This is a genomic window from Streptomyces sp. 2-1 (genome assembly GCF_048564895.1).
Lineage (GTDB): Bacteria > Actinomycetota > Actinomycetes > Streptomycetales > Streptomycetaceae > Streptomyces > Streptomyces phaeochromogenes.
The window spans coordinates 2,416,808-2,442,424 of sequence record NZ_CP183383.1; the positions used below are offsets into that span (position 1 = coordinate 2,416,808).

At 70.9% G+C, this 25,617-nt stretch carries 22 protein-coding genes and 6 tRNA genes; 9 read left to right on the top strand and 19 right to left on the bottom strand.

The genetic code is table 11. The annotated features are described in order from the left end of the window. Positions 1-80 precede the first annotated feature (80 nt). The 7 genes from ACN20J_RS10610 to ACN20J_RS10640 all read right to left on the bottom strand — a co-directional run bounded on the left by ACN20J_RS10610 (position 81) and on the right by ACN20J_RS10640 (position 8,862). Entirely contained in the window at positions 81-2,828 is a 2,748-nt protein-coding gene (locus ACN20J_RS10610; protein WP_419665774.1) for a Tat pathway signal sequence domain protein, read from the bottom strand. Between the two features lie 118 nt (positions 2,829-2,946). Continuing rightward, complete coding sequence (locus ACN20J_RS10615; protein ID WP_419665775.1) at positions 2,947-3,555, bottom strand: hypothetical protein; 609 nt, start codon at positions 3,553-3,555, stop codon at positions 2,947-2,949. A 7-nt stretch (positions 3,556-3,562) separates the two neighbouring features. Further along, positions 3,563-4,471: a carbohydrate ABC transporter permease gene (locus tag ACN20J_RS10620; RefSeq protein WP_189839912.1), complete on the bottom strand. Its 909-nt coding sequence runs from the start codon at positions 4,469-4,471 to the stop codon at positions 3,563-3,565. Next, positions 4,468-5,439: a carbohydrate ABC transporter permease gene (locus tag ACN20J_RS10625; protein WP_189839913.1), complete on the bottom strand. Its 972-nt coding sequence runs from the start codon at positions 5,437-5,439 to the stop codon at positions 4,468-4,470. The genes ACN20J_RS10620 and ACN20J_RS10625 overlap by 4 nt, the downstream gene beginning before the upstream one ends. After that, entirely contained in the window at positions 5,439-6,728 is a 1,290-nt protein-coding gene (locus tag ACN20J_RS10630) for an ABC transporter substrate-binding protein (protein ID WP_189839914.1), read from the bottom strand. Before ACN20J_RS10630 ends, ACN20J_RS10625 begins: the two co-directional genes overlap by 1 nt. 1,558 nt (positions 6,729-8,286) lie before the next feature. After that, positions 8,287-8,358, bottom strand: a tRNA-Val gene (locus ACN20J_RS10635). Positions 8,359-8,427: 69 nt separating this feature from the next. Continuing rightward, a complete protein-coding gene (locus ACN20J_RS10640) occupies positions 8,428-8,862 on the bottom strand; it encodes a TIGR02611 family protein (protein ID WP_361909404.1) in 435 nt (144 codons plus the stop codon). 191 nt (positions 8,863-9,053) lie between these two features. Between ACN20J_RS10640 and ACN20J_RS10645 the strand changes: the two genes are divergently transcribed. Together ACN20J_RS10645 and ACN20J_RS10650 are read left to right on the top strand one after the other, a co-directional pair. Then, positions 9,054-9,467 carry an SsgA family sporulation/cell division regulator gene (locus ACN20J_RS10645; RefSeq protein ID WP_003959770.1) on the top strand — a complete coding sequence of 138 codons (414 nt, stop codon included), beginning with the start codon at positions 9,054-9,056 and terminating at the stop codon, positions 9,465-9,467. 305 nt (positions 9,468-9,772) lie between these two features. Continuing rightward, on the top strand, positions 9,773-10,330 hold the full coding sequence (locus ACN20J_RS10650; RefSeq protein WP_189839915.1) for a CGNR zinc finger domain-containing protein: 558 nt from the start codon (positions 9,773-9,775) through the stop codon (positions 10,328-10,330). Between the two features lie 41 nt (positions 10,331-10,371). Here the strand turns inward: ACN20J_RS10650 and ACN20J_RS10655 are convergent, their stop codons facing one another. Both ACN20J_RS10655 and ACN20J_RS10660 read right to left on the bottom strand, forming a co-directional pair. Further along, the gene (locus ACN20J_RS10655) at positions 10,372-10,524 is read right to left on the bottom strand and encodes a hypothetical protein (RefSeq protein WP_167459210.1); all 153 of its coding nucleotides are present in this window, start codon (positions 10,522-10,524) and stop codon (positions 10,372-10,374) included. Between the two features lie 210 nt (positions 10,525-10,734). After that, the gene (locus ACN20J_RS10660) at positions 10,735-11,184 is read right to left on the bottom strand and encodes a hypothetical protein (protein ID WP_189839916.1); all 450 of its coding nucleotides are present in this window, start codon (positions 11,182-11,184) and stop codon (positions 10,735-10,737) included. 225 nt (positions 11,185-11,409) lie between these two features. On the opposite strand from ACN20J_RS10660, the gene ACN20J_RS10665 reads away from it, so the two are divergent. Then, positions 11,410-11,937 (top strand): DsbA family protein, encoded by a 528-nt coding sequence (locus tag ACN20J_RS10665; RefSeq protein WP_189839917.1) that lies wholly within the window; start codon positions 11,410-11,412, stop codon positions 11,935-11,937. 38 nt (positions 11,938-11,975) lie between these two features. Here ACN20J_RS10665 and ACN20J_RS10670 read toward each other — a convergent pair whose 3' ends face one another. Genes ACN20J_RS10670 through ACN20J_RS10680 form a run of 3 tightly spaced genes read right to left on the bottom strand, consistent with a single transcriptional unit; the run spans position 11,976 to position 14,732 of the window. Next, the gene (locus ACN20J_RS10670; protein ID WP_361909398.1) at positions 11,976-12,800 is read right to left on the bottom strand and encodes a GNAT family N-acetyltransferase; all 825 of its coding nucleotides are present in this window, start codon (positions 12,798-12,800) and stop codon (positions 11,976-11,978) included. A gap of 58 nt (positions 12,801-12,858) precedes the next feature. Continuing rightward, positions 12,859-13,680, bottom strand: a complete 822-nt coding sequence (locus ACN20J_RS10675; protein ID WP_419665776.1) for an aminotransferase class IV — start codon at positions 13,678-13,680, stop codon at positions 12,859-12,861. Further along, entirely contained in the window at positions 13,677-14,732 is a 1,056-nt protein-coding gene (locus ACN20J_RS10680) for a chorismate-binding protein (protein WP_419665777.1), read from the bottom strand. Before ACN20J_RS10680 ends, ACN20J_RS10675 begins: the two co-directional genes overlap by 4 nt. Before the next feature lie 156 nt (positions 14,733-14,888). Between ACN20J_RS10680 and ACN20J_RS10685 the strand changes: the two genes are divergently transcribed. The 5 genes from ACN20J_RS10685 to ACN20J_RS10705 all read left to right on the top strand — a co-directional run bounded on the left by ACN20J_RS10685 (position 14,889) and on the right by ACN20J_RS10705 (position 15,380). Continuing rightward, positions 14,889-14,961, top strand: a tRNA-Gly gene (locus ACN20J_RS10685). A gap of 39 nt (positions 14,962-15,000) precedes the next feature. Then, positions 15,001-15,074: transfer RNA gene (locus tag ACN20J_RS10690), tRNA-Cys, on the top strand. 1 nt (position 15,075) lies between these two features. Next, a tRNA-Val gene (locus tag ACN20J_RS10695) sits at positions 15,076-15,147 on the top strand. Positions 15,148-15,183: 36 nt separating this feature from the next. After that, a tRNA-Val gene (locus ACN20J_RS10700) sits at positions 15,184-15,255 on the top strand. A gap of 50 nt (positions 15,256-15,305) precedes the next feature. Next, positions 15,306-15,380 (top strand) — tRNA-Val (locus ACN20J_RS10705). Positions 15,381-15,459: 79 nt separating this feature from the next. Here the strand turns inward: ACN20J_RS10705 and ACN20J_RS10710 are convergent. From ACN20J_RS10710 to ACN20J_RS10725, 4 genes are all read right to left on the bottom strand, one after another. Next, complete coding sequence (locus tag ACN20J_RS10710) at positions 15,460-15,783, bottom strand: zf-TFIIB domain-containing protein (protein WP_055618073.1); 324 nt, start codon at positions 15,781-15,783, stop codon at positions 15,460-15,462. A 74-nt stretch (positions 15,784-15,857) separates the two neighbouring features. Beyond that, positions 15,858-16,817, bottom strand: coding sequence for an aminoglycoside phosphotransferase family protein (locus tag ACN20J_RS10715; RefSeq protein ID WP_419665778.1), 960 nt, complete (start codon positions 16,815-16,817; stop codon positions 15,858-15,860). A gap of 177 nt (positions 16,818-16,994) precedes the next feature. After that, a complete protein-coding gene (locus ACN20J_RS10720) occupies positions 16,995-17,204 on the bottom strand; it encodes a hypothetical protein (RefSeq protein ID WP_055618075.1) in 210 nt (69 codons plus the stop codon). A gap of 232 nt (positions 17,205-17,436) precedes the next feature. Beyond that, positions 17,437-17,703, bottom strand: coding sequence for a hypothetical protein (locus ACN20J_RS10725; RefSeq protein WP_055511046.1), 267 nt, complete (start codon positions 17,701-17,703; stop codon positions 17,437-17,439). A 196-nt stretch (positions 17,704-17,899) separates the two neighbouring features. Here ACN20J_RS10725 and ACN20J_RS10730 point away from each other — a divergent pair, with 196 nt between their 5' ends. Further along, complete coding sequence (locus ACN20J_RS10730; protein ID WP_419668866.1) at positions 17,900-19,171, top strand: serine/threonine-protein kinase; 1,272 nt, start codon at positions 17,900-17,902, stop codon at positions 19,169-19,171. Between the two features lie 106 nt (positions 19,172-19,277). On the opposite strand, the gene ACN20J_RS10735 is transcribed toward ACN20J_RS10730, so the two are convergent. The 3 genes from ACN20J_RS10735 to cobT all read right to left on the bottom strand — a co-directional run bounded on the left by ACN20J_RS10735 (position 19,278) and on the right by cobT (position 25,568). Continuing rightward, the gene (locus ACN20J_RS10735) at positions 19,278-20,096 is read right to left on the bottom strand and encodes a TrmH family RNA methyltransferase (protein WP_055618248.1); all 819 of its coding nucleotides are present in this window, start codon (positions 20,094-20,096) and stop codon (positions 19,278-19,280) included. Between the two features lie 64 nt (positions 20,097-20,160). Further along, a complete protein-coding gene (cobA, locus tag ACN20J_RS10740; protein ID WP_190229308.1) occupies positions 20,161-21,405 on the bottom strand; it encodes a uroporphyrinogen-III C-methyltransferase in 1,245 nt (414 codons plus the stop codon). 245 nt (positions 21,406-21,650) lie between these two features. Next, positions 21,651-25,568 (bottom strand): nicotinate-nucleotide--dimethylbenzimidazole phosphoribosyltransferase, encoded by a 3,918-nt coding sequence (gene cobT, locus ACN20J_RS10745; RefSeq protein WP_419665779.1) that lies wholly within the window; start codon positions 25,566-25,568, stop codon positions 21,651-21,653. Between the last annotated feature and the right edge of the window lie 49 nt (positions 25,569-25,617).

The window sequence follows — 25,617 nt, forward strand, 5'->3', positions numbered from 1 at the left end:
GGCGCGCCCCTTGAGGGGTGCGGGGAACTGCGCGCCCAGCCCCAACGGACCCGCAGCAATCCCCGCACCCCAGCGGAGCGTCACGGCATCTTGTCGCCCACCAACGCCAGATTCTGGATCGCCGCCAGCCCGTACAGCGCCGTCGTGTTGGTCGAGACCCACGACGCCTCACTGCCTGGGACCAGGCCGGTCGGCCCGTCGACCTTCTTCGTGGACCAGTCCGTCGACTCCTTGTAGTCCCACGCGTCGGCGCTGTTGTAGAACTGCCGCCAGGCCCGCGCGGCCAGCGCGTCGTCGCCCAACTGGACGGCGGCGTACGCGTCTTGGCGCGCGTGTCCCTGGAAGAGCAGCAGGGAGCCGAAGTCGGAGCCGTAGCGGGCCCTCTGCTCGGCCTTCGTGGCGTTGAAGTAGCGGCAGTAGTCGAGCCACGCCTCCTTGAACTTCGGCATGTCGATCTGGTCGAGCAGTTCGGCGTTCAGCTCGACCAGGCCGAACATCGCCGAGAGGTGCGAGACGCCGACCACGGCCTTGTCCGCGACGGCGAACTTCCCGGTGTCCAGGTCGTACAGGGCGCTGCCCTGGACGAACCCGTTGGGCTGGGCGGCGATGGTCTCCATCGTCGACAGGACCCGCGCCTTGGCCTTCTCCCACTTGGGGCCGCGCCGCTCCCACTCGGTGAGCCAGGCCGAGACCAGACCGCTCCAGTCCGTGCCGAAGCCGATCGAGAGCGCGTTGCGGTCGGGCTCGTACGGCTCGGTGCGGATCTTGCGGATGGGGTCGAGGACGAGGAACGTCTCGTCGGAGTCGACGTTGGCGTGCATGAGGTCGCCGACGCGTTCGTCCGCCGTGAGGAAGTAGTAGTAGCGGCGGTAGGTGGTGTTGGCGATGCGCTGCTGCTTGGCGCTGTCGGCGTAGTGCTGGACACCGTGGCGGGTGCCGAGGCCCGCCCACTTGCCGAGGTGGTAGACGTCGACCTCGCCGGTGTGCCGGGTCATGGCCTCGGCGAAGCGGAAGATGTCGGCGCGGCCGGAGCGCATGTACGCGAACCAGAGCCACAGGTCGGGCGAGAGCTCGGAGTTGTCCCAGGCGTAGCCGCCGACGTCGTAGCACCACTGGTGCCGGCTCGGGTCGTAGCTGTGCATGATGTCGCCGTAGTCCCAGAAGCCGTACCAACGGCGCATCTCCACCTGGTCCTTGTAATAGGTGAAGAGGAAGTCGAGGTGGTCCTCGATCTTGGCCTTGGCCGCGGTGGAACGGTCCGGCTCGGAGAACAGCTTCCCGAACACGCCCGCCTTGATGAGGTGTTGGGGCGGGGCGACGAGCTGCGCGGGAGTGCGGACGGCGTCCACCTGCTCGGCCATCGCCTCGGCGCTGGGCGTCGACTCGTGGGCCCAGAAGAGGAGTTCGCTGGTGCGGGCGATGCCGTAGGGAGTGCCGAACTCGGGCTCGTAGTCCTCGTAGGTGATGTTGAGGCCTTCGAGCTGTTCGGGGTACGTGTCCTGGCCCATGCCGTCGTGGTAGAAGCGCAGGTCCATGGGCTGCGCCTCGGGCGACCAGAGCCACATGGTGACCTCGGCCTCGTCGGTCTGCGCGTCGCGGATGTCGAGCTGGGCCGGGAACTTCTCCCAGAAGTCCCGCAACCCGAAGGCGAGTCCACCGCTCGCACCGCCGACGTACCCGAAGCCGCTCGCCCGCCGGCCGCCGCCCGCGCCGATCCAGCCGTGCCCCTTCTTGGTGCGCTTGCGGACCGAGAAGCCGTCCGCGGAGAGCTGGGAGAGGGTGTAGTCGCCCCACTCGGGGATGTACTGGAGGCGGGTGGTCACCCGCTGGTCCCAGGTCGACGGGTCGGGCAGCTTCTTGCCCTCGAACTGGGCCGTCCGCACGGCCGTACCCGGGTCCCGGCGCAGGCCGGTGATGCCCTTGACGGCCTCCCGCAGCAGACCGGTGCCCTCGCCGCCGATACGGATGTGCCGGTCGTACGCGGCGTCCCGCATCGGCACCTTGAACCGCACGCCGATGCCGCGGATGAAGTCGCCGCTGGCCTTGCCGGGCTCCTGGGTGCCGTCGAAGGTGATCGTGTGCACCATGCGGAACGACTCGGCGCCCGCGTAGAAGTAGAGGCGGACCGAGAAGGGCAGCCAACTCCGGCTGCCCTTGCGGTGCTTGCCGTCGATACGGACGACGGCACGGACGGGCCCGTCCTGCTCGACCTCCACGTCCGCGATGACGCTCTCGAACCGCTCGTACTTCTCCGCGCCCTGGTCGCCGTCCTCGATCTCGGGCTGCCGCAGCAGCACGAGACGGCCGTCCTTGGCGATCTCCGTCGAGCCGCGCAGCACGGACTTCACCAGCGTGGAGCCGCTCTTGCCGATCTTCGCGGTGATGACACCGGTCGACACGTCGATGGAGCCGCCGCGCTTGTCGACGGTCACCTTCTTGGCGGGCGCGGCGGGCGCCCCCGCGGCGAGCGTGAGTTTGCCGCTCCCCGCCCCCGGCCCGACCGCGTGGGCCGTCCACTTCAGCGAGCCGTCCGGCCAGTAGCCGATCGGCCACGACTGGACGGGCACGTCCTTCCCGTCGCCGTCGGTCAGCGCGAACGTCTGCTCCTTCTCGTACGCGCCCTTCGGCCAGGGCACGCCCACGGTCGAGCCGGGGGCGGCGCCGAGGCCACCGTCCTCCAGCCAGTCCAGGGTCACCGGGTCCGCGTCGGCGGCCTCGGCTCTCGGCGCGGCCTGCGCGTCCTGGGCTCCCAGGGCCCAGCTGAACTGGGCGGCGGCTCCGGCGACGGCAGCCGCCTTGAGGAGGGACCTGCGAGGGATGGGAGACATGAGATCCAGCCTTTCCTTTCCGTGCGGGGAAGTAAGGGAAGTCAGGGGCATGACAGGGAGAGGCGCGGCGCCGGGCGCCGACCTGGTGTGCGCGTGATGGGTGTTGTTGGACGATCGCTCAGCGGTGCCGGCCGCGCTCCTCCACGGCGACGGCCGCCGCCGCGACGGCCCCGAGCACGGGGACCGCCAGCGGCAGGACGAACCAGGCGGAGCAGGCCACCACGGCCACTCCGCCGACCAGCAGGAACGACCCGGCGGGGTCCAGGACGGTACGGCGGCCGGCGGCCCCGAGCAGCTCCCGCCAGGACGCGCCGGGTTCCCAGACCGCCGCCGCGCGCAGCCCGGCGACGACCAGCCCGATCAGGGCGAACAGACCGACGGCCCCCACGACCGGGCCACCGGGAATCCCGGCACGCACGGCCTGGACGTCCACCCACACCGCGAGGGCCGCGGCCCACCCGGCGAGTCCCGCGATCCACCCGCCGCGCAACGCCGACCGGTAGTCCGCGACGAACTCCCGCCAGCCGCCGCCCAGATGGGCCGTACGCCGTCGAAGATGCCGGGACCCGGCGGCGAACGCGGCGGGATAGGTGACCACGGGCAGCGAGGCCACCGCGATCCACACCCCGGTGAGCAGACACTCGGCGAACAGCGCGAACCGCTCGGCGAAGGCCGATTCACCCCTGGCAGCGGCAGCCGTACGAGCTTTCGTGCGCGTCTGGGTCATGACCGGCTCAGCCCTTCAGCCCGGAGGTCGCCATGCCGTCGATCAGGTACCGCTGGAAGGCGAGGAAGAAGGCCAGCACGGGCAGCAGCGCCACCAGCGACATGGCGATCATGCCGCCGTAGTTGGCGACGCCCTCCTGGTCGCGGAACATCATCATGCCCAGCGAGACGGTGTACTTGCCGGGCTCGTTGAGGTAGATCAGCGGGCCCATGAAGTCGTTCCAGGCGTTGATGAAGGTGAAGATCGCGCTGGTGATGAGCGCCGGACGGCAGAGCGGCAGCACGATCGACCAGTAGATCCGCAGATGCCCGCAGCCGTCGAGCCGCGCCGCCTCGTCCAGCTCCTTCGGCAGGTTCCGCATGAACTGCACCATGAGGAAGACGAAGAACGCCTCGGTGGCCAGGTACTTGCCGATCAGCAGCGGTACATAGGTGTTGATGAGCTCCATCTTCTGGAACATCACGTACTGCGGGATGAGCAGCACGTGGTACGGCAGCAGCAGCGTGCCGATCATCAGCGAGAACATCAGGTTGCGCCCGGCGAACCGGATGCGGGCGAAGGCGTACGCCGTCAGCGAGCAGGAGATCAGGATGCCGACGACGGAGCCGAGCGCGTAGAAGAGGGAGTTCTCGAAGAACGTGGCGATCGAGATGTCCGCGATGCCGTCGGCGAGCCCCTTGAAGTTCTGGAGAATGGGGCTGGTCGGGAAGAGCTGCAGGCTGCCGATGATCTCCCGGCTGGGCTTGAACGAGGCGCCGAGGACCCAGACGACGGGGTAAAGGACGACCGCGAGGACCAGCAGGGCACCCAGGTGCCAGGCGAGCGACCCGGTCCGCTTTCGTCCGAGGTCCAGCGACTTGCGCGGGGTGGCCGGGGCCGTGGCCGGAGTCGTGGTGGGGGTCGTGGTGGTGCTCATCGGGAGGCCTCCTCGTAGTGCACCCACCGCTTCTGGGACCAGAAGAGGACCGCCGTCACCAGCGCCACGGCGAGCAGCAGCATCCAGGCCATCGCGGAGGCGAAGCCCATCTGGGCCTCCTTGAAGCCCTTCTGGTACAGGTAGCAGGTGTAGACGAGCGTGGAGTCGGCCGGTCCGCAGCTGGTGTTGGAGACGACGTACGCCGAACCGAAGATCTGGAACGAGTGGATGGTCTCCAGCAGCACGTTGAAGAACAGCACCGGCGAGATCATCGGCAGGGTGATGCTCCAGAACCGCTTGAACGGCCCGGCGCCGTCCACCTCGGCCGCCTCGTACAGCTCCTTGGGCACCTGCTTGAGCCCGGCGAGGAAGATCACCATGGGCGCCCCGAACTGCCAGACGGTGAGCGCCACCAGGCTGTAGAGCACCCAGTCCGGGTCCCCGACCCAGCCGCCGACGTCCCACCCGAAGAACGACTGCGTACGGTCCACGACGGCGTCGTCGGAGAAGAGCGCGCGCCACACGAAGCCGACGGACACGCTCGCGCCGATCAGCGACGGGGCATAGAACGCGGCGCGGTAGAAGGCCTGCCCGCGCCGGCTCTGGGCGAGCAGCAGGGCGACCCCGAGCGCGAGCAGCAGCTTCAGCGGCGTACCGATGACGACGTACTTCGCCGTCACCTCCACCGACTTCTGCCACCGGGGATCGTCGAACATCCTGGTGAAGTTGTCGAAGCCGATCCACTTCGGGGAGTCGAAGAGGTTGTAGTCGGTGAACGCGAAATAGAGCGAGGCGGCCATCGGCCCCGCGGTCAGCAGCAGAAAGCCCGCGATCCACGGGGACATGAAGAGGTAGCCGGCCAGATTCTCCCGGCGGCCCCGCCGCCTGACGGCGGCGGGGGGACCGGGACGCTTCTCCGCGGCATCCGGCGGAGAGTCCTTGACGAGCGTCGTCACTGCGGTTCCCATCAGGCGGCGAGCGCGGACTCGGCCTCGGAGAAGAACTGCTTCACCGCGTCGGAGACCTTGGTCTTGCCCTGGGACATGTCACCCGCGATGCGCAGGAAGGCCGCTTCGACGGTGTCGGCGCCCGCCGGGTGCGGGGTGATGGTCCCGAGGACTCCGGCCGCGGCGACGTCCTCCTCGTACTGGGCGATCGCCTTGTTGGGGGCGTCGGTGGGCTTGTACGCGTCGAACTGCTCGGTGCTGGCGAGGATGCCTCGGTCGTAGCCCATGATCTTGCCGACCTCGGGGTCGTGCACCATGAAGTTGATGAACTGTGCGACTTCCTTGGGGTGCTTGGTCCGGGCGGAGCCGCTCAGCATGAGCGAGGAGAGGTACTGGCCGGTCTCCTTGCCGTCGGTCGTCGGGATCGGCGCGAGCCCGTACGTGCTGTCGCCCTCCGTGGTGTAGCGCACCGTGAAGTTGTCCCAGGTGAACTCGGACGCGCCGTCGCCCGAGGCCAGCGCCGACTTGGGCTTGAGCTGCTCGATCTTCTTCGGGTCGGTGAGGATCCCGGCCTTGACGCGGTTGTAGGCGTCCGTCCACCACTCCGTCAGGTCGGCCTCCTCGAAACCGAGTCCGTCCTCGGTGAAGAACGCCTTGCCGTTCTGCCGGAGGTAGAGGTCGTAGAGGTACATGATCCCGAAGTAGCCGGTGTCGCCGGACACCTTCTGCTTGTCGCGGATCTTCTCGAGGGCGTCGAAGTACTCGTCCCAGGTCCAGCCCTGCTCGGGCTTGATGCCCGCCTTTTCGAAGACCTTCTCGTCAATGACCAACGACATGGTGTTGGAGCCGACGGGTATGCCGAGCAGCTTTCCGTCCACCTCGCCGACCTTCTCGACTCCGGCGCGGAAGTTCTTGAGGCTCAGATTTCCCGCGTCCACTTGGGACTTGAGATCGAGGAGAACACTTCTCTTGTCGTACTTCCGCAGGAATGCGACGGCGTTCTGGAATACGTCCGGCGGATTTCCGCCCGCGGCCTGGGTCTGGAACTTCTCCCAAAAGGCCACGTAATCCTGGAAGTCCGTCTTCACCTTGATCTTCGGGTACTTCTTCTCGAAGAGCGCGATGGTCTGGTTGATGCGCTTCGCCCGCTCCTCCGCGCCCCACCAGGCGAAGCGGATCTCGACGGTTCCGTCCCCCGATCCGCCGCTGTCTCCCCCGCAGGCCGTCGTCGTGGCCAGCCCCAGCGTGGCCAGCGACGCGCCGGCCGCCTTGAGGACCGTCCGCCTCTCAACACTCCCGTTGTCTCCCACAGTCGGGCCTCCCCGCGATGTAGCGTCCGCCGCCATGAATCGTTTCAAGTAAGCGCTTGCTGGCACAAGGTACGGAGGGTCTTAGCGGGCGTCAATGATTCGGACAGGAATCGGTGTGAACGGGGTCGCTGGCGCGACGGCCTGAACTGGGGGGATGTGGCGGGGTGTTGGGCGGGGGTGCTTGGTGAGTGTGCAGGTGGGGTGGGGTTGGTCGGGTGGTCGAACGGGGGTTGGTGGGGTGGATTCGGGAGGGGGTGGGGGGAAGGTTGGGGGTGGGGTGGAGTGGGGCGTTGGTGAGGGGCGGTGGTTGTCGGGGGGTGAGTGCCGAGGGCGGGGGTGGAGGTGGGTGAGGAGCTGTTGGGGGTGCTGATAGCGGGGCGTTCGGGGGCTCGTGGGGGCCTGCGGCGGGGATGCCGATAGCGGGGGGTGGCGGGGGTGGGAGTGGCTGTTGTTTGCGCGTGTCGGGGGCTTGAGCAGGCATGTTGTTCAGGTGGGGCGGCTTGTGCAGGCTTTCGGGTGCGGGTTCGTTGGGGCTGGGTGCGCGGTTCCTCGCGCCCCTGATGGGGCTTGAGGTTGGGCGGGGTGCCGGGGGGGTGGCCGTGCGGGGGGGGTGGGGTGCCAGGAGGGGTCGGCGTGCGCGGGGTAGGGGTGGTGGGGCGGCTTGAGCTTGGGTGCCGGGCGGGGTGGGACTTCGTGGCGGCTGGGCCGTGGGGAGCGTGGTCTGGCGCCTGCTGCTCCTCTGGGGCCCTGGACAGGCATCCGCTTCAGGGGGCCTGGCCGGGCGTCCGGTCCGCGGATACATGACCGGGCGTCTCCAGAGCGGCCCAGACGAGGGCTCACCGCATGAAACCGCAGGCTGGCGCCCTCACGGGGGGGGCCGGGGCCGGCGCCCACTCCGGGAGGCCGGAGCCCAATGTCCGCTCCTCAGAATCACAGGCGAGCGTTCTTTTCGGAGGCCCAAGCCCGGCGTCCACTCCGCGGGATCACGGCCAGGCGTCCACTCCAGGAGCCCGGACCCAGCGCCACTCCGCGAAGCTACAGCTGGGCACCCCCTTGAAACCCGAGTTCAGCGCCGCTCCGCGAAGCCATGGCCGGGCACTCTCACCAGGACGCCGAAGGTCAGCGTGCAGGCCGCGACATCTCAGCCGGGCGCCACCACCGAGGGTCCCGGGCCAGCGCTACTCCGCGACACCTCAGGCGGGTTCCGTCATTGAGAAGCATGCGCCAGCGCCATTCCGTGGAATCGCAGCCGGGCGCCGCCACCGAGGAGCCTGGGCCGGCGCCACCCCACGGGGCCGTAGTCGGGCGCCCTCTCCGAGAGGCCCCCGCCCGTGCCCGATACGGAGATCCCCCGACACACATCCGCCGCGGGGAATCCACGTAGGCGTCCACCCCGGCCCCTCCGGCCAGCCACATACCGAAATGCCCGCTCCTACCAGCCACGCACCCGGGGTCGGGGTGCAGCTGGCCGCCCCTCGGCGTGCTGCGAACCCGGGGCGAAACGGCGATTGGCGGCCGGGGCCACAGAAGACGTGGACTCGGCCGCCAATCGGCACGGTGGGCGATACTGGGATCGAACCAGTGACCTCTTCGGTGTGAACGAAGCGCTCTCCCGCTGAGCTAATCGCCCGGGCGCACGGAGAAGATTACCCCATGTCAGGGGGTGCCTCCGACCGCCTCAGAAGGATGCGGAGGGCTGTTACTCCTTGATCTTCCACGGCATCTCGAAGCCGAACTTCCAGACGTAGATCCCGACCAGCACCGCGATGATCACCAGCCCGATGGACGTCAGGATGATGTTGCGGCGCCGCACCCTGGGGTCGAGCGCCTTCTGTGTCGCCTCGGTGACCTTGCGCTTCGTCCAGCGGAGCACCAGCTGGGCCCAGACGAACTCGGTCGCCCAGATCGCCATGCCGCCGAAGATCACCAGCCACCCCGGTCCGGGCAACGGCAGCATGATCACCCCGGCCACGACGACCGCGAGGCCCACGATGAACACGCCCACCTGCCAGCTCAGGTGCAGCGCCCGTCGCGCCTTGATGAATTCCGGCGCACGGGATCCGAGCGCCGGCTCGCTCTTCGTTCCGTCGGCCGCCGCGACGGCCTCCCCCGTTTCGTCACTCCCCGTATTCATACGGCCAAACCCTACCCGACGGAAACCGGTCACCGGAATGGTGGTACTCCGCGAACGAGCACTCGGCCGGATGAGGTACCTAAAGACACGCAAAACACTCAGAGGGGTTTACAACGGCACCGTAGGTGGCATGTCGATTTCGCCGACGTGCGAATCCCCGAGCGCACACTGAGCGAAAGGCCCTGGCGCTTATGAACACCACGGTCAGCTGCGAGCTGCACCTGCGCCTCGTTGTGTCGAGCGAGTCCTCACTGCCTGTTCCCGCAGGACTGCGGTATGACACGGCCGATCCCTACGCCGTGCACGCCACCTTCCACACCGGAGCCGAAGAGACCGTCGAGTGGGTGTTCGCCCGCGACCTTCTGGCCGAGGGCCTGCACCGGCCCACCGGCACCGGCGACGTCCGCGTCTGGCCGTCGCGCAGCCACGGTCAGGGCGTCGTGTGCATCGCCCTGAGCTCTCCCGAGGGAGAGGCCCTGCTCGAGGCCCCTGCGAGGGCCCTGGAGTCGTTCCTGAAGCGAACAGACGCCGCCGTGCCCCCTGGCACGGAACACCGGCACTTCGATCTCGACACGGAGCTCTCGCACATCCTGGCCGAAAGCTAGGACGAGACTCCGCACCAAGCCGCCCGGCGCCGTCCACTCGGGGAGACGGCTCGGGCTCAGACAACCGCATATGGCGCATGCACAGGCGCCGCCACCATGGATGTTCATGGTGGCGGCGCCTGTGCATGCGCCCACTCATGCATCCAGCTCATGCGCCCAAGGTGGTTCCGCACGGCACGGATGCCACCCGGCTCGCGGCCAGGGGCAGTCCGCCGGGATCCAGCCCGTCCCCCCGGGCCGGTAAGCGGCTAGCATCGGCCAGCATCGGCGGGCGGCTGCCCGACCCCCAGGCCAGGGAGCGAAATGTGCTGATCACCCACGACACCCGGTGCGCCCTCGACGCCGTGGTAGATCTGGTGAACACCGCACCGGAGGACGACACGGCGGACGGGCTCGCGAACCTCCCAGCACTGCACGATTTCGTACGAAACCACAACATCAGCGATGTCGGCACCCTGTCCGAGCTCGATCTCTCGGCGGTGCGCAAGATCCGCGGGCGTTTCGCCGGGATCTTCGCGGCCTCGGATCCCCGGGCCGCCGCCACGCTCATCAACGAGCTGGTCGCCGCCGCGGGCACCACTCCGCGGCTCACGGATCACGACGGCTACGACTGGCACGTGCACTACTTCGCGCCGGGCGCGTCGGTCGCCGACCATCTCGCCGCCGACGGTGGCATGGCCCTGGCGTTCTTCGTGGTGGCCGGCGAGCAGGAGCGGCTGCGCCGCTGTGAGGCACCGGACTGCAGGCGCGCCTTCGTCGACCTCTCCCGCAACCGCTCCCGCCGCTACTGCGACAGCCGCACCTGCGGAAACCGTCTCCATGTGGCCGCCTACCGGGCGCGTCGCAAGGAGGCGGCGGGCTGACGGAGTCCTCGGCGGGTGGCGCCAGGGACTCCGCGTACGGCTCAGAGCAGCAGCAGATCGTGCAGCGAAGCCATGAGCAGCAGACAGCCGATCACCGCAAGGAAGATCATCAGCGGTGGCTGAGAAAGCGCGAAGAGACAACCCCGCCGCTCCTCGGAAGGAGCCGCGGTGTCGCTCTGTGTTGTGTCCAGCATCTCGCCGCGATGATGGCGCAGCGGACTGGCCCTACGCGATCAACACGCCCGGATTATGGGGGAGTTAGCCGAAATCCGTGACACAGCGGTCCACGATCTGGGATAGGTGCCTGCGCCACGCGAGCACCGCCGGCACCGCCCGCATCACTGTGTCGTTTCAGAGCGCCAGATGCCGTGCTGATTCACATGCCGTGCTTCATATGGCGTGCTTCATATGCCGTGCTTCTTCAGGATGGCCTCGATGTCGCTGAAGTCCTCACCCTGCTCGGCCTTGCGGGGCTTCGCGGCGGGGCGGGCCGCCTGGCGGGTGGCCGGTGCCGCGCCCAGCGAGGGCGCCGAGGCCGCGGGGGCCACCGCCTCGCGCTGAGCGGCCCGGGCGGCCTTGCGCTCCTTGCGGGTCCCGCCGGTGCGCCGCTCCACCGCGCGCGAGGTCATGAACAGCAGCCAGGCCCCACCGAGCACTCCGAAGCCCGCCCAGGCCATCGGGCTGAAGGCGGTCTCCGCCGCCCATTCGACGGCCCCGGTCATCACCAGACCGAGAGGAACCAGCGAGTACGCGGTGAGGCGGACCGCCATGAGGAAACGCTTGCGGTACGCGGTGACCGCGGCGATGCCCAGGCCGGCCGCGGCGACAGCGGAACAGACGGTCTCGGCAATCATCCGGTCCTCCAGACATGGCTGGGGCGAGCAGGTCAGATTCGTCCCTTCCATCCTGCACCGCCCGCTGCCCGGTATGCCATGGTCCGGGCAGACCTCAGGGACATCTCCGGGTCGGGTCCTCCTCAGGGCCCGGTCCCCGTACGCGATCAGCAGTGGTTCGGGGTCGGCTCAGGGTCGGAAGGTCCCGGTTGGGCCGCGGGAGCCCCGGCTGGGAGACTGGGACCCATGAGCGACTCCTCCCCCGCACGCCCCACCGCCCCCGTCCTGGACGTCTGGTGCGAACTGCAGTGCCCGGACTGCCGTAGCGCCCTCGACGACCTGCGCGCGCTGCGCGAACGCTACGGCGACCGGCTGGAGCTGCGCCTGCGGCACTTCCCCCTGGAGAAGCACAAGCACGCCTTCGCCGCCGCCCAGGCCGCCGAGGAGGCCGCCGAACAGGGGCAGGCCTGGCCGTACGTCGAGGCGGTGCTCGGGCGCGTACAGGAGCTGGACCGTAAGGGAGAACCCTTCCTGGTCGAGGTGGCCGGGGAACTCGGTCTGGACGCCGAGGAGTTCGACACCGCGCTCATCGACGGCCGGCACATCCTGATCGTCGACGCCGACCAGGCCGAGGGCAAGGCCATCGGTGTGACCGGCACCCCGACGTACGTCATCGACGGCGAGCGGCTCGACGGCGGCAAGAGCCAGGAGGGGCTGCGCGAGCGCGTCGAGGAGATCGTGGACCGGCTGCTGGCCGAGCAGAAGCAGGCCTGACCGCCGCGCCCGCGCCCCCCCTACAGGCACACGTACGGCTACAGCAGGTTCTTGTAGAAGTGGTAGGTCGTCGTCTCGTAGCCGAGTGACTCGTAGAGCCGCTCGGCCGGGGCGTTCCCGTCGAAGACGTTCAGGCGGATGCCGGGGCGTCCGGCTGCGACCGTCTGCGTCTCCGCCAGGAGCATCAGGGAACGGCCGTGGCCCCGGCCCCGATGGCGCTCGTCGGCCTCGACCTCGTAGACGAACGACCAGCCGTCGCGCGTGCCCAGCCACAGCACGCCGACCGGCGTCCCCTCGTGTTCCAGGACGCTGAAGTCCATGCCCGCGCTGCTCATCCCGTCCGGCAGCGAAGTGGCGTGGTCCCGCTCGGACTTGGCGCGGGCCTCGGCCTCGGGCACTCCGCGGGTGATCCAGTCCTTGGTGTACTCCTCCTTCGCCCGCTCCTCCCAGGGCCCGAACTCGGCCTCCGTCATGGGGCGTCCCAGGCTGCCGACGGGCAGTTCGGGTGGTGTGTCGCCGAGCCGCTTCTCCATGTGGCGGTTGCGCAGCACGTAACCGAGGGCCGTGGTCAGCCGTAGGGCGGCGGTGGCCGTGGCGGGCACGGACGCCTCGATCCGTGTACAGCCCCAGCCGCGCGCCACCTCCTCCGCGGCGAGCGCGGCCACGGTGCCGCGGCCACGTCCGCGGTCCGGTTCGTCGATGCCGAGGTCTTGGATCCGGGCGACGGACGGCCCGGCGAGGGAGTTCGCGGCGAGGTGTATCCCGCCGACGGGGCGGCTGTTCACGCACACCGTGTAGTGCCGTGACAACGCCCCGTCGGCGTCGCGCTGAAGCGGCTCGGTCGGCCGCAGGGTCGTGGTCATCAGGGGTGTTGTACCCGTCCGCGAGGCCTACGTCATCCGGTTAAGGGCGCCGACCCTGTCAGGGATCGAGGTCGTCGCCCGACCGCTCGTCGAAGATCCGCATCGCCTTGGCGGTCACCGGGCCCGGCGCGCCCGGCAGTTCACGGCCGTCGGCCCGGTGCACGCCCTGCACATCGCGCAGCGACGAGGTCAGGAAGATCTCGTCGGCCCGCTCCAGGACGTCCAGCGGCAGGTCGGTCTCCCTGGCGCCCGTCCACTCGACGGTGAGGGCCCGGGTGATGCCGGCGAGGCAGCCGGAGGCCACCGGCGGAGTGTGGATCTCGCCGTCCAGGACGACGAAGACGTTCGAGCCCGTTCCCTCGCAGAGCTGCCCGGCCGTGTTCGCGAACAGCGCCTCGGACGCGCCCTGTTCGCGCGCGCGGGCGAGGGCGACGACGTTCTCGGCGTACGAGGTCGTCTTGAGACCCGTCAGCGTGCCGCGCTCGTTGCGGGTCCAGGGCACGGTGATCACGGCGGTGGAGTCCGGGCGCCGGGCGGCCTCGCCGAGGGCGACGACCAGGGTCGGTCCGTGCTCCCCGCGGTCGGAGCCGAGCGGGCCGTGGCCCCCGGTGTACGTGATCCGCAGTCGGCCGAGCGGCATCGGGTTGGCTTCCAGGACGGCCGCGCAGGCCCGGCGCACCTCGTCGTGGTCGGGCTCGGGCAGCCCGAGGCCGAGCGCCGAGCGCGACAGCCGGTCGAGGTGGCGGGTGAGCGCGAACGGACGGCCGTCCACCGTCTTCGCGGTCTCGAAGACGCCGTCGCCCACGGTCAGCCCGTGGTCGAAGACGGAGACACGGGCCGACTCGCTGTCCTGCAGCCGGCCGTCGAGCCAGAGCTTCACCTGTGGGTCCCTTCACTTGCGTCGTACGCCCCTGGGTACACCCCCGACGCTACAGCGAGCAGTCGCGAGGCTTTCAGTTCGGTCTCCTCCCACTCCCGGTCAGGGTCCGAACCCCAGGTGATGCCCGCGCCGGAACCGAAGCGCAGCACGCCCTCCGCCCGGTCGATCCAGAAGGTGCGGATGCCGACGGCCAGCTCCCCGGTGCCGCGGTCCGCGTCGACCCAGCCGATGCCGCCGCAGTACGGGCCCCGCGGCGCCGTCTCCAGGGCCTCGATGATCCGCAGGGCGCTGGACTTCGGCGCACCAGTCACCGAGCCGGGCGGGAAGGCCGCGGCCAGCAGTTCGGGCCAGCCGGCGCCCTCGCGCAGTTCGCCGCGGACGGTGGAGACGAGGTGGACGAGCCCCGGGTGCTTCTCGACGACGCACAGGTCGGGCACGGTCACGCTGCCCGTGGCGCACACCCTGCCCAGGTCGTTGCGGACCAGATCCACGATCATCACGTTCTCGGCGCGGTCCTTCTCCAGCAGGTCCGCCTCGGTCCGGCCGGTGCCCTTGATCGGGCCCGACTCGACCACCGCTCCGCTGACCCGGAGGAACAGCTCGGGTGACGCGGTGGCTATCTCCACGTCGTGACCGGGCAGGCGAATCGTTCCGGCATACGGTGCCGGGTTGCCGCGCGCGAGCAGAGCGGTCAGCGCGTCCACGTCGGCGTCGGGCGCGACGGGCGCGGACAGGACCCGGCAGAGGTTCGCCTGGTACACGTCGCCGGCCGCGATGTGCTCCCGGATGCGCCGGACACCGGCCGTGTACGCGGTGCGGTCGAGCGACGACGTCCAGTCACCGACCGCCGGGCCGTGCCACTCCCCCGGCACCGGCGCGGGGACGGGTTCCCGTCGTACGTCCGCGAAACGGGCACAGACCAGCCGCCCCTCGAAGTCGGCGCTGACGGCCCAGAAGCCACTGGAGTCCAGGGCGGCCGGGTCGCCGGTGACGTCGAGGAGACCGGTCGCGACGATGTTGCCGAAACGGGCGAGAGCTGGGAGGTCGTGCACGGCTGTGAGTCTATGGCGGGTGACCCGCGGGTGCCCTGGCCGTGTCCTGGAGCGGGCGTAGCGCAGCACGCTGCACAAACGCGTTTTTGTGCTGGCCCCGGAATCCGCTAGAGTTCAACACGTCGCCGGGACGCTCACGCGAACCGGAAACGACAAGCGGACGTAGCTCAGTTGGTAGAGCGCAACCTTGCCAAGGTTGAGGTCGCCAGTTCGAACCTGGTCGTCCGCTCGCAGGAAGTGGGGGATCTTCCCGAACCCCCGCACTCCTGGTGGAGTGGCCGAGAGGCGAGGCAACGGCCTGCAAAGCCGTCTACACGGGTTCAAATCCCGTCTCCACCTCCAAGGACGATTAGCTCAGCGGGAGAGCGCTTCCCTGACACGGAAGAGGTCACTGGTTCAATCCCAGTATCGTCCACTGGATCTTCCGGTACGTTCGGCGAGATCCGATCCCGCGCGATTAGCTCAGCGGGAGAGCGCTTCCCTGACACGGAAGAGGTCACTGGTTCAATCCCAGTATCGCGCACGCACTACGCACCACCAGCAGGACCCACGCAGTGCAAGCAGGTCCCACCTGCGCGATTAGCTCAGCGGGAGAGCGCTTCCCTGACACGGAAGAGGTCACTGGTTCAATCCCAGTATCGCGCACCAGCCGAAGCCCCCGGCCGTCTCGTACGGTCGGGGGCTTCGTCGTTCCTCCAGGTCGCCCCCACGGTCGGGAGCGGTCCGGTCAGGAGGAGAAGAGCATGTGGCCGAAGCTCTTGTGACGCTTGTTGTGGCCGTAGTGACCGCCGTGGCCACCGTGACCGCCGTGCGGAGCGCCCCAGGCGGGTGCGGGGGCTGCGGGGTACGCCTGCGGAGCGCCCGCGGACGGGTACGCCTGCGGGACACCGGGGGGCGGCGGCGCGGGCTGCGAGTACTGGCCCTCCAGGCGGGACAGCGACTCCAGCTCGCCGTAGTCGAGAAATATCCCGCGGCAGCCGCTGCACTGCTCGATCTGGACGCCATTGCGGTTGTACGTGTGCATCGGCGCGTGACACTTCGGACACTGCATGCTCGGCTCAACTCCTCGCCGGTCGGTACTGCTTCCGCCAGGACAGACTCCGCCCGGCTTCGGTCGGTTGCACCCTACGTCGCGTATTCTCCCGCCAACTCCGGCGGGTGTATGGCCATTCGGTCACAAGCATCGATGACGGACGATTCCACCTCGTCCAACGGCCGCTCCGCCGCGATCGACTTGGCGATCGCCAGGGCCGCGGTCTGCACGGTCAGGGCGCGGGCCGGGACGTCGAGGGCCGGCCAGGGGTCGCTGTCCGCGGGGACGGCCGGACCGCCGGCCTTCTGGTACGCGGTGAGGAAGCGGGCCCACTCGTCGGGCGGCAGCAGTCCGCAGGCGAACCAGGCCGCCGGGCGGGCCAGATCCCACGCGGGCTCGCCCAGGCCCAGGTCGTCGATGTCGATGAGCAGCCAGTCGCCGTCCCGGCCCTCGGCGAGGGTCCGCACCAGCTGGCCCAGGTGGAGGTCTCCGTGGCACAGCGTGCGCGCGTGCGGCATCGGGGCCTCGTCCCTCGCCCAGGCGGGCAGGACGGCCCAGGCCCGCAGGACCGGATCGGCCGCCGGGTGCGGGCCTGCCGCGTGGAGGCGGGCGACGGCACGGGCCGCTTTGGCCGGGCCGCGCATGGGCGGGATGCCGGGCGGGAGTACGGACCGCGGCGTCCGGTGGAGCCGCGCGAGGAGGGTGGCGGCCGCCTCCCAGGGGGCGGCGTCGGGGTCGTCCCGGTCCACGGGGCTGCCGTACGGCCAGAAGGTCACCGGCCGTCCGTGCGACTCGACCGCGCTCGGCCTCAGCGGGGGCAGGAGGATGCCGTCGAGCCGGGGATGCGCCGCGACCGCCATCCGTGCCGCGAGCTCACCGGGGTCGGTGTCGGCGGCGTGCGCCTTCGCCACGGTGCCGGCGTGCCGGACGACGGTGCCGTCCGGCCGGTCGGCCAGCACGGAGGTCTCCGTACCGCAGACACAGGCCTCCGCCGCCGGATGGGCGACGGCCCGCACCTTCGCCCTGAGCGCGGACAGCACGTCTGCGGTCACTCGGGTCCCCCTCAGGTCGTACGGCGTCGGCTCCCCGTGAGCGTACGCAGGCAAAGCAATGCGGGCGCAGCTCCCCAGCTGCGCCCGCATTTTTGCCGTCCGCCGCACCCCCGTCCCCACGGGGTTTCATGGCCGGATGTCCCCGCCCGGACCGCTCTTCCGGGCCTGGGGCGCCGCTCAGCGCCCCAGCATCACGCCCACGGACGACGCCTGTGTGACCACTGCTTCCCAGCCGCCGAAGACGACTACGAGCAGGGTGGCCAGAGGAAGGACCATGGCCGTCGCCACCAGGGGGTGGCGTCGGCCGGACCGGCTGGAACCGAACGCGGCGCTGTACGCCTTGCGTCCCTGCGTGCGGATCATGGTCCGCGATGCTGTGTCCGCCATGGTCCCTCTCCTGACCGTTCTGTTGAGATCTCTTGGACGAGACCTGTCGAAAAGCTTCTGTTGTCTGGCAGCGGCGGGTGTCTGACCTCGGGGGACGAGTGCTGCACCCGCCGCTTGACAACAAATCTAGGCGTGGGAGGCGTGCGGGTCGTCATGCCCTCGTACCTATTACCGGGCCTCCCGGAGGATGACCGGTGACCTGCGGACTACTCCCCTGGGTGGAGAAGAGGTCCTAGGTCTCAGGGGTTTCCCGGAGGGGACGCCCGGTCTGTTCCGAGCTGTCCTCCCTCGGGACCGGCTGCTCGACGAGGGCGAGCACCCTGGTGGCCATGAAGCGGGCCGTACGGACGACTGATCCGCTGCGGGTGACTTCGCTCACTTCGACCACCCCCCTGCGGACCGCTGTCTCCACCCGGCGGCCCGCCCGGCTCGCCACCACCTCGTACGTACGCGTCGTGTCCCCGGCGTCGACCACTATCTCCACGCGATCACCCTTCACGGGTCCAATCCCCCTTCTGCGACGGTTGGTTGGGGATCCGCGCAGCTCAACGCCGCCCGGCTCCCCCGTCCCCTGACCACCTTTCAAGTTTCCCACCCGGCACTGACAATCGATCGGGCCGTGAGGGCGCGGCCTCTGCGCGCACCCGGCCGCGGAAACGTAAGCTGTGGCTCGTCAAACGGACCGGGCAGCGGGGATGGACATGGCGATGATGCGCCTGAGGCGCGAGGACCCGCGTGTCGTCGGCTCGTTCAGGCTTCACCGACGGCTCGGCGCGGGCGGGATGGGCGTTGTCTATCTGGGCTCCGACCGGCGTGGCCAGCGGGTCGCGCTGAAGGTGATCCGGCCGGACCTGGCGGAGGATCAGGAGTTCCGGTCACGGTTCGCGCGCGAGGTGTCGGCGGCGCGGCGGATCCGGGGCGGCTGCACCGCGCGGCTGGTCGCCGCGGACCTGGAAGCGGACCGGCCCTGGTTCGCGACGCAGTACGTGCCGGGACCCTCGCTGCACGACAAGGTCAACGACGAGGGCCCGCTCTGCGCGGCCGAGGTCGCGGCCGTCGGCGCAGCCCTCTCCGAGGGGCTCGTCGCCGTGCACGAGGCCGGTGTCGTCCACCGCGACCTGAAGCCGTCGAACATCCTGCTGTCCCCGAAGGGGCCACGCATCATCGACTTCGGCATCGCCTGGGCGACCGGCGCGAGCACGCTGACGCACGTCGGTACGGCGGTGGGGTCGCCCGGGTTCCTGGCGCCCGAGCAGGTACGGGGTGCGGCGGTCACGCCGGCCACGGACGTGTTCGCCCTCGGGGCCACGCTGGCCTACGCCGCGACCCAGGACTCGCCCTTCGGGCACGGCAGTTCCGAAGTGATGCTCTACAGAGTGGTGCACGAGGAGGCGCAGCTGCACGGGGTGCCGGACGCGCTGGCCCCTCTCGTACGGGCCTGTCTGGCGAAGGATCCCGAGGAGCGGCCCAGCACGCTGCAGTTGTCGCTGCGGCTGAAGGAGATCGCGGCCCGGGAGGCGCAGGGGATGGGCGACGCCCGTCCGCCGGCGCCCCGCACCGCCGAGGCCGACCGGCCGACCGGGCGGCTCACCGAGAGCTACCCGGAGCAGCGCACCCAGCGGCGTACGCAGGGCACGTCCTCGCCTCGCGGGAACGGCAGCCCTTCACGGTCAGGGGCGCGTCCGGCGCCCCCGCGGTCCGGTACGGGGAGTCGGCCCGGCTCGTCCCGCAGTGGGGCGGGGCGGTCAGGGCCGCGGACCACCGGGACCGGGCGGCGGCCTGCCAATCCGCGACTGCTGCGGCAGCGGCTGTTCGTGTTCGTGGTGGTCACGTTGCTCGTGGCGTTGGGGATCGCGGCGGCTCAGGGGTGCCAGGGGCCCGCCCAGGGGCTTGGGCATGAGGGCTCTGGCGGGGATGTGCGGCAGCAGCAGGTGTACGAGCAGGGCGGGGTTCGTTCGGGCGGGTGAGCGTTGGTGGCCGGCTGCGGGTGCGTCGTGGCTGGTCGCGCCCACGCGGCGGAGCCGCACAAGGTCACAGCTCCGCGCCCCTGAACGCCCCTTACGGGGACGCCCGCTAGTTCTGCGGTCTGCCCGTTGCCACCGCGTAGAACGCCACCGCTGCCGCCGCTCCCACGTTCAGGGAGTCGACGCCGTGGGCCATGGGGATGCGGACCCACTCGTCGGCGGCCACCAGGGCCTGGGTGGACAGGCCGTCGCCCTCCGCGCCGAGCATCAGGGCCACCCGGTCCATCTTGTGCGGGGCCGCCTCGTCCAGGGACTTTGCCTTCTCGTCCGGGGTGAGGGCGAGGAGGGTGAAGCCCGCCTCGCGGACCGTTTCCAGGCCCTTGGGCCAGGTGTCCAGACGGGCGTACGGGACGGAGAAGACGGCGCCCATGGAGACCTTCACCGAGCGGCGGTAGAGCGGGTCCGCGCAGTCGGGGGACAGCAGGACCGCATCCATGCCGAGGGCGGCGGCACTGCGGAAGATCGCGCCGATGTTGGTGTGGTCGTTGACCGACTCCATGACGACGACCCGGCGGGCCGTCTGGAGCAGGTCGTCCGGGGTCGGCAGCGGCTTGCGCTGCATGGAGGCGAGGGCGCCTCGGTGCACGTGGTAGCCGGTGACCTGCTCGGCGAGGTCCGGGCTGACCGCGTACACCGGGGCCGGCAGCTCGTCGATGACGTCGCGCATGACGTCGACCCACTTGGCGGAGAGCAGCATCGAGCGCATCTCGTAACCGGCGTCCTTGGCCCGTCTGATGACCTTCTCGCCCTCGGCGATGAACAGGCCCTCGGCGGGTTCTCGCTTGCGGCGCAGCTCCACGTCGGTCAGTCCCGTGTAGTCGCGCAGACGGGGGTCGGCTGGGTCCTCAACGGTGATGAGATCGGCCACAGGGTGATACTGCCTTGTCCTGGGTGTGGTGCCAACGGCTTGGAACGGGTTGTGTTACCCGGGGTTACTCGGACGCCCGCGGCAGGCTGTCCGGGCGCACGGTCACGACCTCGCCGATGACGATGACCGCCGGGGGCTTCACGTTCTCGGCGAGTACGGTCTCGGCGACCGTGGCGAGCGTCGCGTCGACCCTGCGCTGTGCGGCGGTCGTGCCCTCCTGGACGACGGCCACCGGGGTGTCCGCCGACTTGCCGTTGTCCATCAACGTACGGGCGATGGCGCCGATCTTGTCCACGCCCATCAGGATGACCAGGGTGCCGCGGAGCTTGGCGAGGGCCGCCCAGTCGACCAGGGAGCGTTCGTCGTCGGGGGCGATGTGGCCGCTGACGACCGTGAAGTCGTGGGCGACCCCGCGGTGCGTGACCGGAATGCCCGCAGCACCCGGGACGGAGATCGAGCTGGAGATGCCGGGGACGACCGTGCAGGCGATGCCCGCCTCGGCCAGCGCCTGGACCTCCTCCATGCCCCGGCCGTAGACATAGGGGTCGCCGCCCTTCAGACGGACGACCGCCTTGCCCTGCTTGGCGTGCTCGATCAGCGCGTTGTTGATGGCCTCCTGGGCCATGAAACGGCCGTACGGGATCTTCGCCGCGTCGATCACCTCGACGTGCGGCGGGAGTTCGGCGAGGAGGTCGCGGGGGCCGAGACGGTCGGCGATGACCACGTCCGCCTCGGCGAGGAGGCGTCGGCCGCGGACCGTGATCAGGTCCGGGTCGCCGGGGCCACCGCCGACCAGGGCGACGCCGGGGGTGCGGGTGCGGTGGTGGGGTGCGACGAGGGTGCCGTCGCGCAGGCCCTCCACGACCGCGTCCCTGATGGCCGCCGTGTGGCGGGGGTCGCGGCCCTTCGCGTTCGTCGTGAGGACGGCCACCGTGACGCCCTCGCTGTGGCCGGTCGCCGGGGTCCAGGCCGTCGCCGCGTCCGCGTCGTCCGAGCGGACGCACCACACGCGGTGGGCCTCCGCCTCGGCGGAGGCGGCTGCGTTCGCCTCGGTGTCGCTGGTGGCGATCAGGGCGTACCAGGCATCCGCGAGGTCGCCCGGCTCGTACGCGCGCCTTGTCCAGGTCAGCTCGCCCGCGTCCGCCATCGCCTCGACGGAGGGGGTGGCGGCCGGGGACACGAGGTGGATGTCCGCGCCTGCCGCGATGAGGGCCGGGAGGCGGCGTTGGGCCACTTGGCCCGCGCCGAGGACCACTACGCGGCGGCCGGTGAGGCGGAGGCCTACGGGGTAGGCGGGGTTTTCGGCCATGGAGGTGCGGCTCCTCATGCGGGTGGTGCGGGTGGGGCGCGCTGCAGCCTTGGAGTCTGCCCTGACGTGCGGATTTTAAAGTGCGGAGTGGTGGGTGGTCGGGGTGGGTGGGGGTTCTTTCCCCAAGCCCGCCCCTTCCCGAAACCGGGGGCTCCGCCCCCGGACCCCCTGAGCGTGCGGGTGGGTTCCCGGTTGTGCCCACCCGTTCCGCCCTGCGGAACGCCTGCCCACAACCGGGAGCGGGGCTACTTTTCGGTTACCCCCGCCGAGTCGAACGTCGCCACCTCGTGCATCGCACGCGCCGCGCTCTGGACCACCGGGAGGGCCAGGAGGGCGCCTGTGCCCTCGCCGAGGCGGAGGTCGAGGTCGACCAGGGGGCGTAGGCCGAGCTTGTTGAGGGCGGCGACGTGGCCCGGCTCGGCGCTGCGGTGGCCGGCGATGCAGGCCGCGAGGACCTCGGGGGCGATGGCGCGGGCCACCAGGGCGGCGGCGCCGGCGCTGACGCCGTCCAGGATCACCGGGGTGCGCAGGGAGGCGCCGCCGAGGAGGAGGCCCACCATCGCGGCGTGTTCCAGGCCGCCGATGGCCGCGAGGACGCCGATCGGGTCGGCCGGGTCCGGCTGGTGGAGCTCCAGGGCACGGCGTACGACCTCGGTCTTGCGGGCCAGGGTCTCGTCGTTGATGCCGGTGCCGCGGCCGGTGACGTCGGCGGGGTCGGCGCCGGTGAAGACGGAGATCAGGGCGGCCGACGCGGTGGTGTTGGCGATGCCCATCTCGCCCGTGATCAGGGCCTTGTTGCCGGCCGCCACGAGGTCGCGGGCCGTCTCGACGCCCACCTCGATGGCCGCCTTGACCTCCTCGCGGGTCAGCGCGGGGCCGGTCGTCATGTCGGCCGTGCCCGCGCGGACCTTGCGCGGCAGGAGGCCCGGGGTCGCGGGCAGGTCGGAGGCCACGCCCACGTCCACGACGCAGACCTCGGCGCCGACCTGGTTGGCGAAGGCGTTGCAGACCGCCCCGCCGCCGAGGATGTTGGCCACCATCTGGCCGGTGACCTCCTGCGGCCACGGGGTGACGCCCTGGGCGTGCACGCCGTGGTCGCCCGCGAAGATCGCGACGGCCGCGGGCTCCGGGATCGGCGGCGGGCACATCCGGGAGAGGCCCGAGAGCTGGGCGGAGATGATCTCCAGCATGCCCAGGGCCCCGGCCGGCTTGGTCATGCGCTTCTGGCGCTCCCACGCCTCGCCGAGCGCCTTGGCGTCCAGCGGGCGGATGTTGGAGACGGTCTCGGCGAGCAGGTCGTGCGGCTCCTCCCCGGGCAGCGCCCGGCGGCCGTACGTCTCCTCGTGGACGACCCAGGAGAGCGGGCGGCGCTTGGACCAGCCCGCCTGCAGCAGCTCGGGCTCCTCCGGGAACTCGTCGACGTATCCGACACAGAGGTAGGCGACGACGTCCAGGTGCTCGGGCAGGCCCAGTTCGCGGACCATCTCCCGCTCGTCGAAGAAGCTGACCCAGCCCACGCCCAGGCCCTCGGCCCGGGCGGCGAGCCACAGGTTCTCGACCGCGAGCGCGGAGGAGTACGGGGCCATCTGCGGCTGCGTGTGACGGCCGAGCGTGTGACGGCCGCCCCGGGTCGAGTCGGCGGTGACGACGATGTTCACCGGGGTGTCGAGGATGGCCTCGATCTTCAGTTCCTTGAACTGCTTCGCGCGGCCCTTGGGCAGCGACTTGGCGTACGCCTCGCGCTGGCGCTGGGCCAGTTCGTGCATCGTGCGGCGGGTCTCCGCCGAGCGGATGACGACGAAGTCCCACGGCTGGGAGTGGCCGACGGACGGTGCCGTGTGGGCCGCTTCCAGGACTCGGAGCAGCACGTCGTGCGGGATCGGGTCGCTGCGGAAGCCGTTGCGGATGTCCCGGCGCTCGCGCATGACACGCAGTACGGCCTCGCGCTCGGCGTCGTCGTAGCCGGGCGCGGCCGGGCCGGCGGGCTCTCTCGTCTCTGCCACGGCGGCCGTGCTCTCTTCCTGGTCGGCGGCCCTGGTGTCCAGGTCCTCCGCGTGCTGTGCGGCTACGGGCTCCGCGTCGTGGCCCTGGTCCGGCTCCTGGCCCTGGTCCTCGACTGGGGCTACCGGTACGGGAGTTGCCTCGGCCTCGGGGGCCTGATCGGGCTCCCTGGGGGTGGGCAGGGCGACGACCGGTTCCGGTACCGGTTCCTCCGCGGGCGCGGCTTCGGGCGCGGGCTGCTCAGTGGTCGTGAGCTGGTCGGTGGCCACCGCCGCCGTCTCCTCCGCGGGCTGCTCGGCGAGCTCCTCCGGGAAGGGCGGCACGGTCATGGCGTGCGGCGGGGTCGGGGCGAGGTGCGGGGTGGTCGGGATGGTGCCCTCGACCGGCACGAACTGGCCGACGCTCTGTTCCTCGTGGGCCGCCTCCACGGGGACGGCCGTAGGGGCGGCAGTGGGGAGAGCCGCTTCGTCGTGGGGCTCGTGGCTCTGAAGCGGGACGTCGTGGCTCGGGTCGCCGTAGGTCGGGTCGCCGTGGACCGCGACCGGTTCGGGTGCCGCGACCTGGTCCGGTACCGCCACCGGTTCCGGCGCCTCGGGCTGTACGGCGGCGATGTCGACCGGGGCCGCCTGTGAGTGGTCGACGTCCGCGACGCTCACGACGGGCGCTTCCGCGGGCTCCGCGAACTGCGGGGGCTGGACGGCCTCCTGAGCCTGGGCGGGCTCGTCCACAACGGGCGCCGGTTCCATCAACTGCGGTTGCTGCTCAGGGATCCCGGCCTGCGGACCGGCTTCGGCGAACTGGGCCGCCGGGTCCTCGAACTGCTGCTCCGCCTCGTACGTGGGCTGCGGGTGCGGGGCCTGCTCCTCGTACGCGGGCTGCACCTCGTCGACCGCCTGCGGAGGCTCGTACGCCTCGGGTGTGTGCAAGCCGGAGTCGTCCGACTGCTGCGAGGCGTACGCGGCGACGGGCGCGACCGGGAACGGCGTGGGCTGCGGGAACTGGGCGAGGTCGGGGGCGTGCGCGAACTCGGGGGCGGTCTGGGCGGCCTCGTGGGTCTGGGGTGTCTCCGGGGCCTGCGGGAAGAGCGAACCGTCCGCGAGCAGCGGGGCCTGCGCGTAGTCCTGGACCTGGACCACTTCCGGGGCCTGGGCGACGGCCTGGGCGACAGCCTCCGGTACCTGGACCGCTTCGGGAGCCTGCATTGCTTCGGGAACCTGTACGGCTTCCGGGTGCTGAGGAACGTACGCGGGGTCCGGAGCCGGTACGGCCTCCGGGGCCTGCTCGGCCTCCGCAGCGTCGGCGACGGCTTGGACGGGAGCGGGCCCCGTCTCGGGCATCTCGGCAGCGCTCGGCGGGTCCGGATGTACCTGCTGCACCTGCGGTGCCTGCTCCGCCTGGACCGGTTGGACCGGCTCGGAGGCGGGCGCCTCGGCGGGAGGCTGAGCGGCAGGAGCGGCGTCGCCACCCCCGAGCGGCGCACCCCCGGCATCGGAGGCGGGCGCGGCGTCCGAGGCGTGCGCGGCCTCCGCGACCGGCGTGAGCCCGTCGTCCGGCGTGCCACCGGCGTGCGCTCCCCCGCCCTCGGGGAAGACCGTTTCTGCAGCCATGCCCTCGGCGGCGACCTGTGCCACCGGCGGCGCGACCTGTACCTGGGCCTGCGCTCCCCAGGGAGCCGCGCCCTGCGGCGCCATCTCGTCCCGCGGCACGTCGAGGTACTCGGGACCGACCGTGGGCGGACCGGCCTGGCGTACGGGAACGGCGTGGACCGGTGCTCCCGCCGGGCCGCGGTCGGCGAGGGAGCGGACCGGGCTGCCGGCGCCGTCCGGGGTGGGCGGGCCGAGGTGCAGCGGGCGGCGGGCGACGGGCGGCTGCGGAGCGGGCGAGGACATCCGGACGGCGCTGAGGTCGACCGAGCCGCTGTCGCGGCCCGCCGTCTCGTGCGGTCCCGGCTCGTGGACGGTCTCGACGACCGGCGCCGGAACCGGCGGGGCCACTTCGTTGCCCCACGCGCCCTGGGCGCCCGGCAGCAGCAACAGGTCTTCGTCTTCGGCGGTGCTGTCGGAGAGGTAGGTGTACGCGCCGGGGGCGGGGACGCCCGGCTGCTCCACCATGCCTTGGTTCTCCGGCAGCCCCTCGCCCGGGACCTGGCCGGTGTCGGTCATGCGTACCCCTCGCCCATCGGTTAGTGCTCCAACGACCTGCTCGTCCGGA

Excerpts from the sequence above, each read along its gene's own strand:
- ACN20J_RS10620 (WP_189839912.1), bottom strand. The coding sequence starts at position 4,471 with ATGAGCACCACCACGACCCCCACCACGACTCCGGCCACGGCCCCGGCC.
- ACN20J_RS10645 (WP_003959770.1), top strand. The coding sequence starts at position 9,054 with ATGAACACCACGGTCAGCTGCGAGCTGCACCTGCGCCTCGTTGTGTCG.
- cobA (WP_190229308.1), bottom strand. The coding sequence starts at position 21,405 with ATGGCCGAAAACCCCGCCTACCCCGTAGGCCTCCGCCTCACCGGCCGC.
- ACN20J_RS10615 (WP_419665775.1), bottom strand. The coding sequence starts at position 3,555 with ATGACCCAGACGCGCACGAAAGCTCGTACGGCTGCCGCTGCCAGGGGT.
- ACN20J_RS10720 (WP_055618075.1), bottom strand. The coding sequence starts at position 17,204 with ATGGCGGACACAGCATCGCGGACCATGATCCGCACGCAGGGACGCAAG.
- ACN20J_RS10710 (WP_055618073.1), bottom strand. The coding sequence starts at position 15,783 with ATGCAGTGTCCGAAGTGTCACGCGCCGATGCACACGTACAACCGCAAT.
- ACN20J_RS10610 (WP_419665774.1), bottom strand. The coding sequence starts at position 2,828 with ATGTCTCCCATCCCTCGCAGGTCCCTCCTCAAGGCGGCTGCCGTCGCC.
- ACN20J_RS10655 (WP_167459210.1), bottom strand. The coding sequence starts at position 10,524 with ATGCTGGACACAACACAGAGCGACACCGCGGCTCCTTCCGAGGAGCGG.
- ACN20J_RS10625 (WP_189839913.1), bottom strand. The coding sequence starts at position 5,439 with ATGGGAACCGCAGTGACGACGCTCGTCAAGGACTCTCCGCCGGATGCC.
- cobT (WP_419665779.1), bottom strand. The coding sequence starts at position 25,568 with ATGACCGACACCGGCCAGGTCCCGGGCGAGGGGCTGCCGGAGAACCAA.
- ACN20J_RS10640 (WP_361909404.1), bottom strand. The coding sequence starts at position 8,862 with ATGAATACGGGGAGTGACGAAACGGGGGAGGCCGTCGCGGCGGCCGAC.
- ACN20J_RS10665 (WP_189839917.1), top strand. The coding sequence starts at position 11,410 with ATGAGCGACTCCTCCCCCGCACGCCCCACCGCCCCCGTCCTGGACGTC.
- ACN20J_RS10660 (WP_189839916.1), bottom strand. The coding sequence starts at position 11,184 with ATGATTGCCGAGACCGTCTGTTCCGCTGTCGCCGCGGCCGGCCTGGGC.
- ACN20J_RS10670 (WP_361909398.1), bottom strand. The coding sequence starts at position 12,800 with ATGACCACGACCCTGCGGCCGACCGAGCCGCTTCAGCGCGACGCCGAC.
- ACN20J_RS10730 (WP_419668866.1), top strand. The coding sequence starts at position 17,900 with ATGGACATGGCGATGATGCGCCTGAGGCGCGAGGACCCGCGTGTCGTC.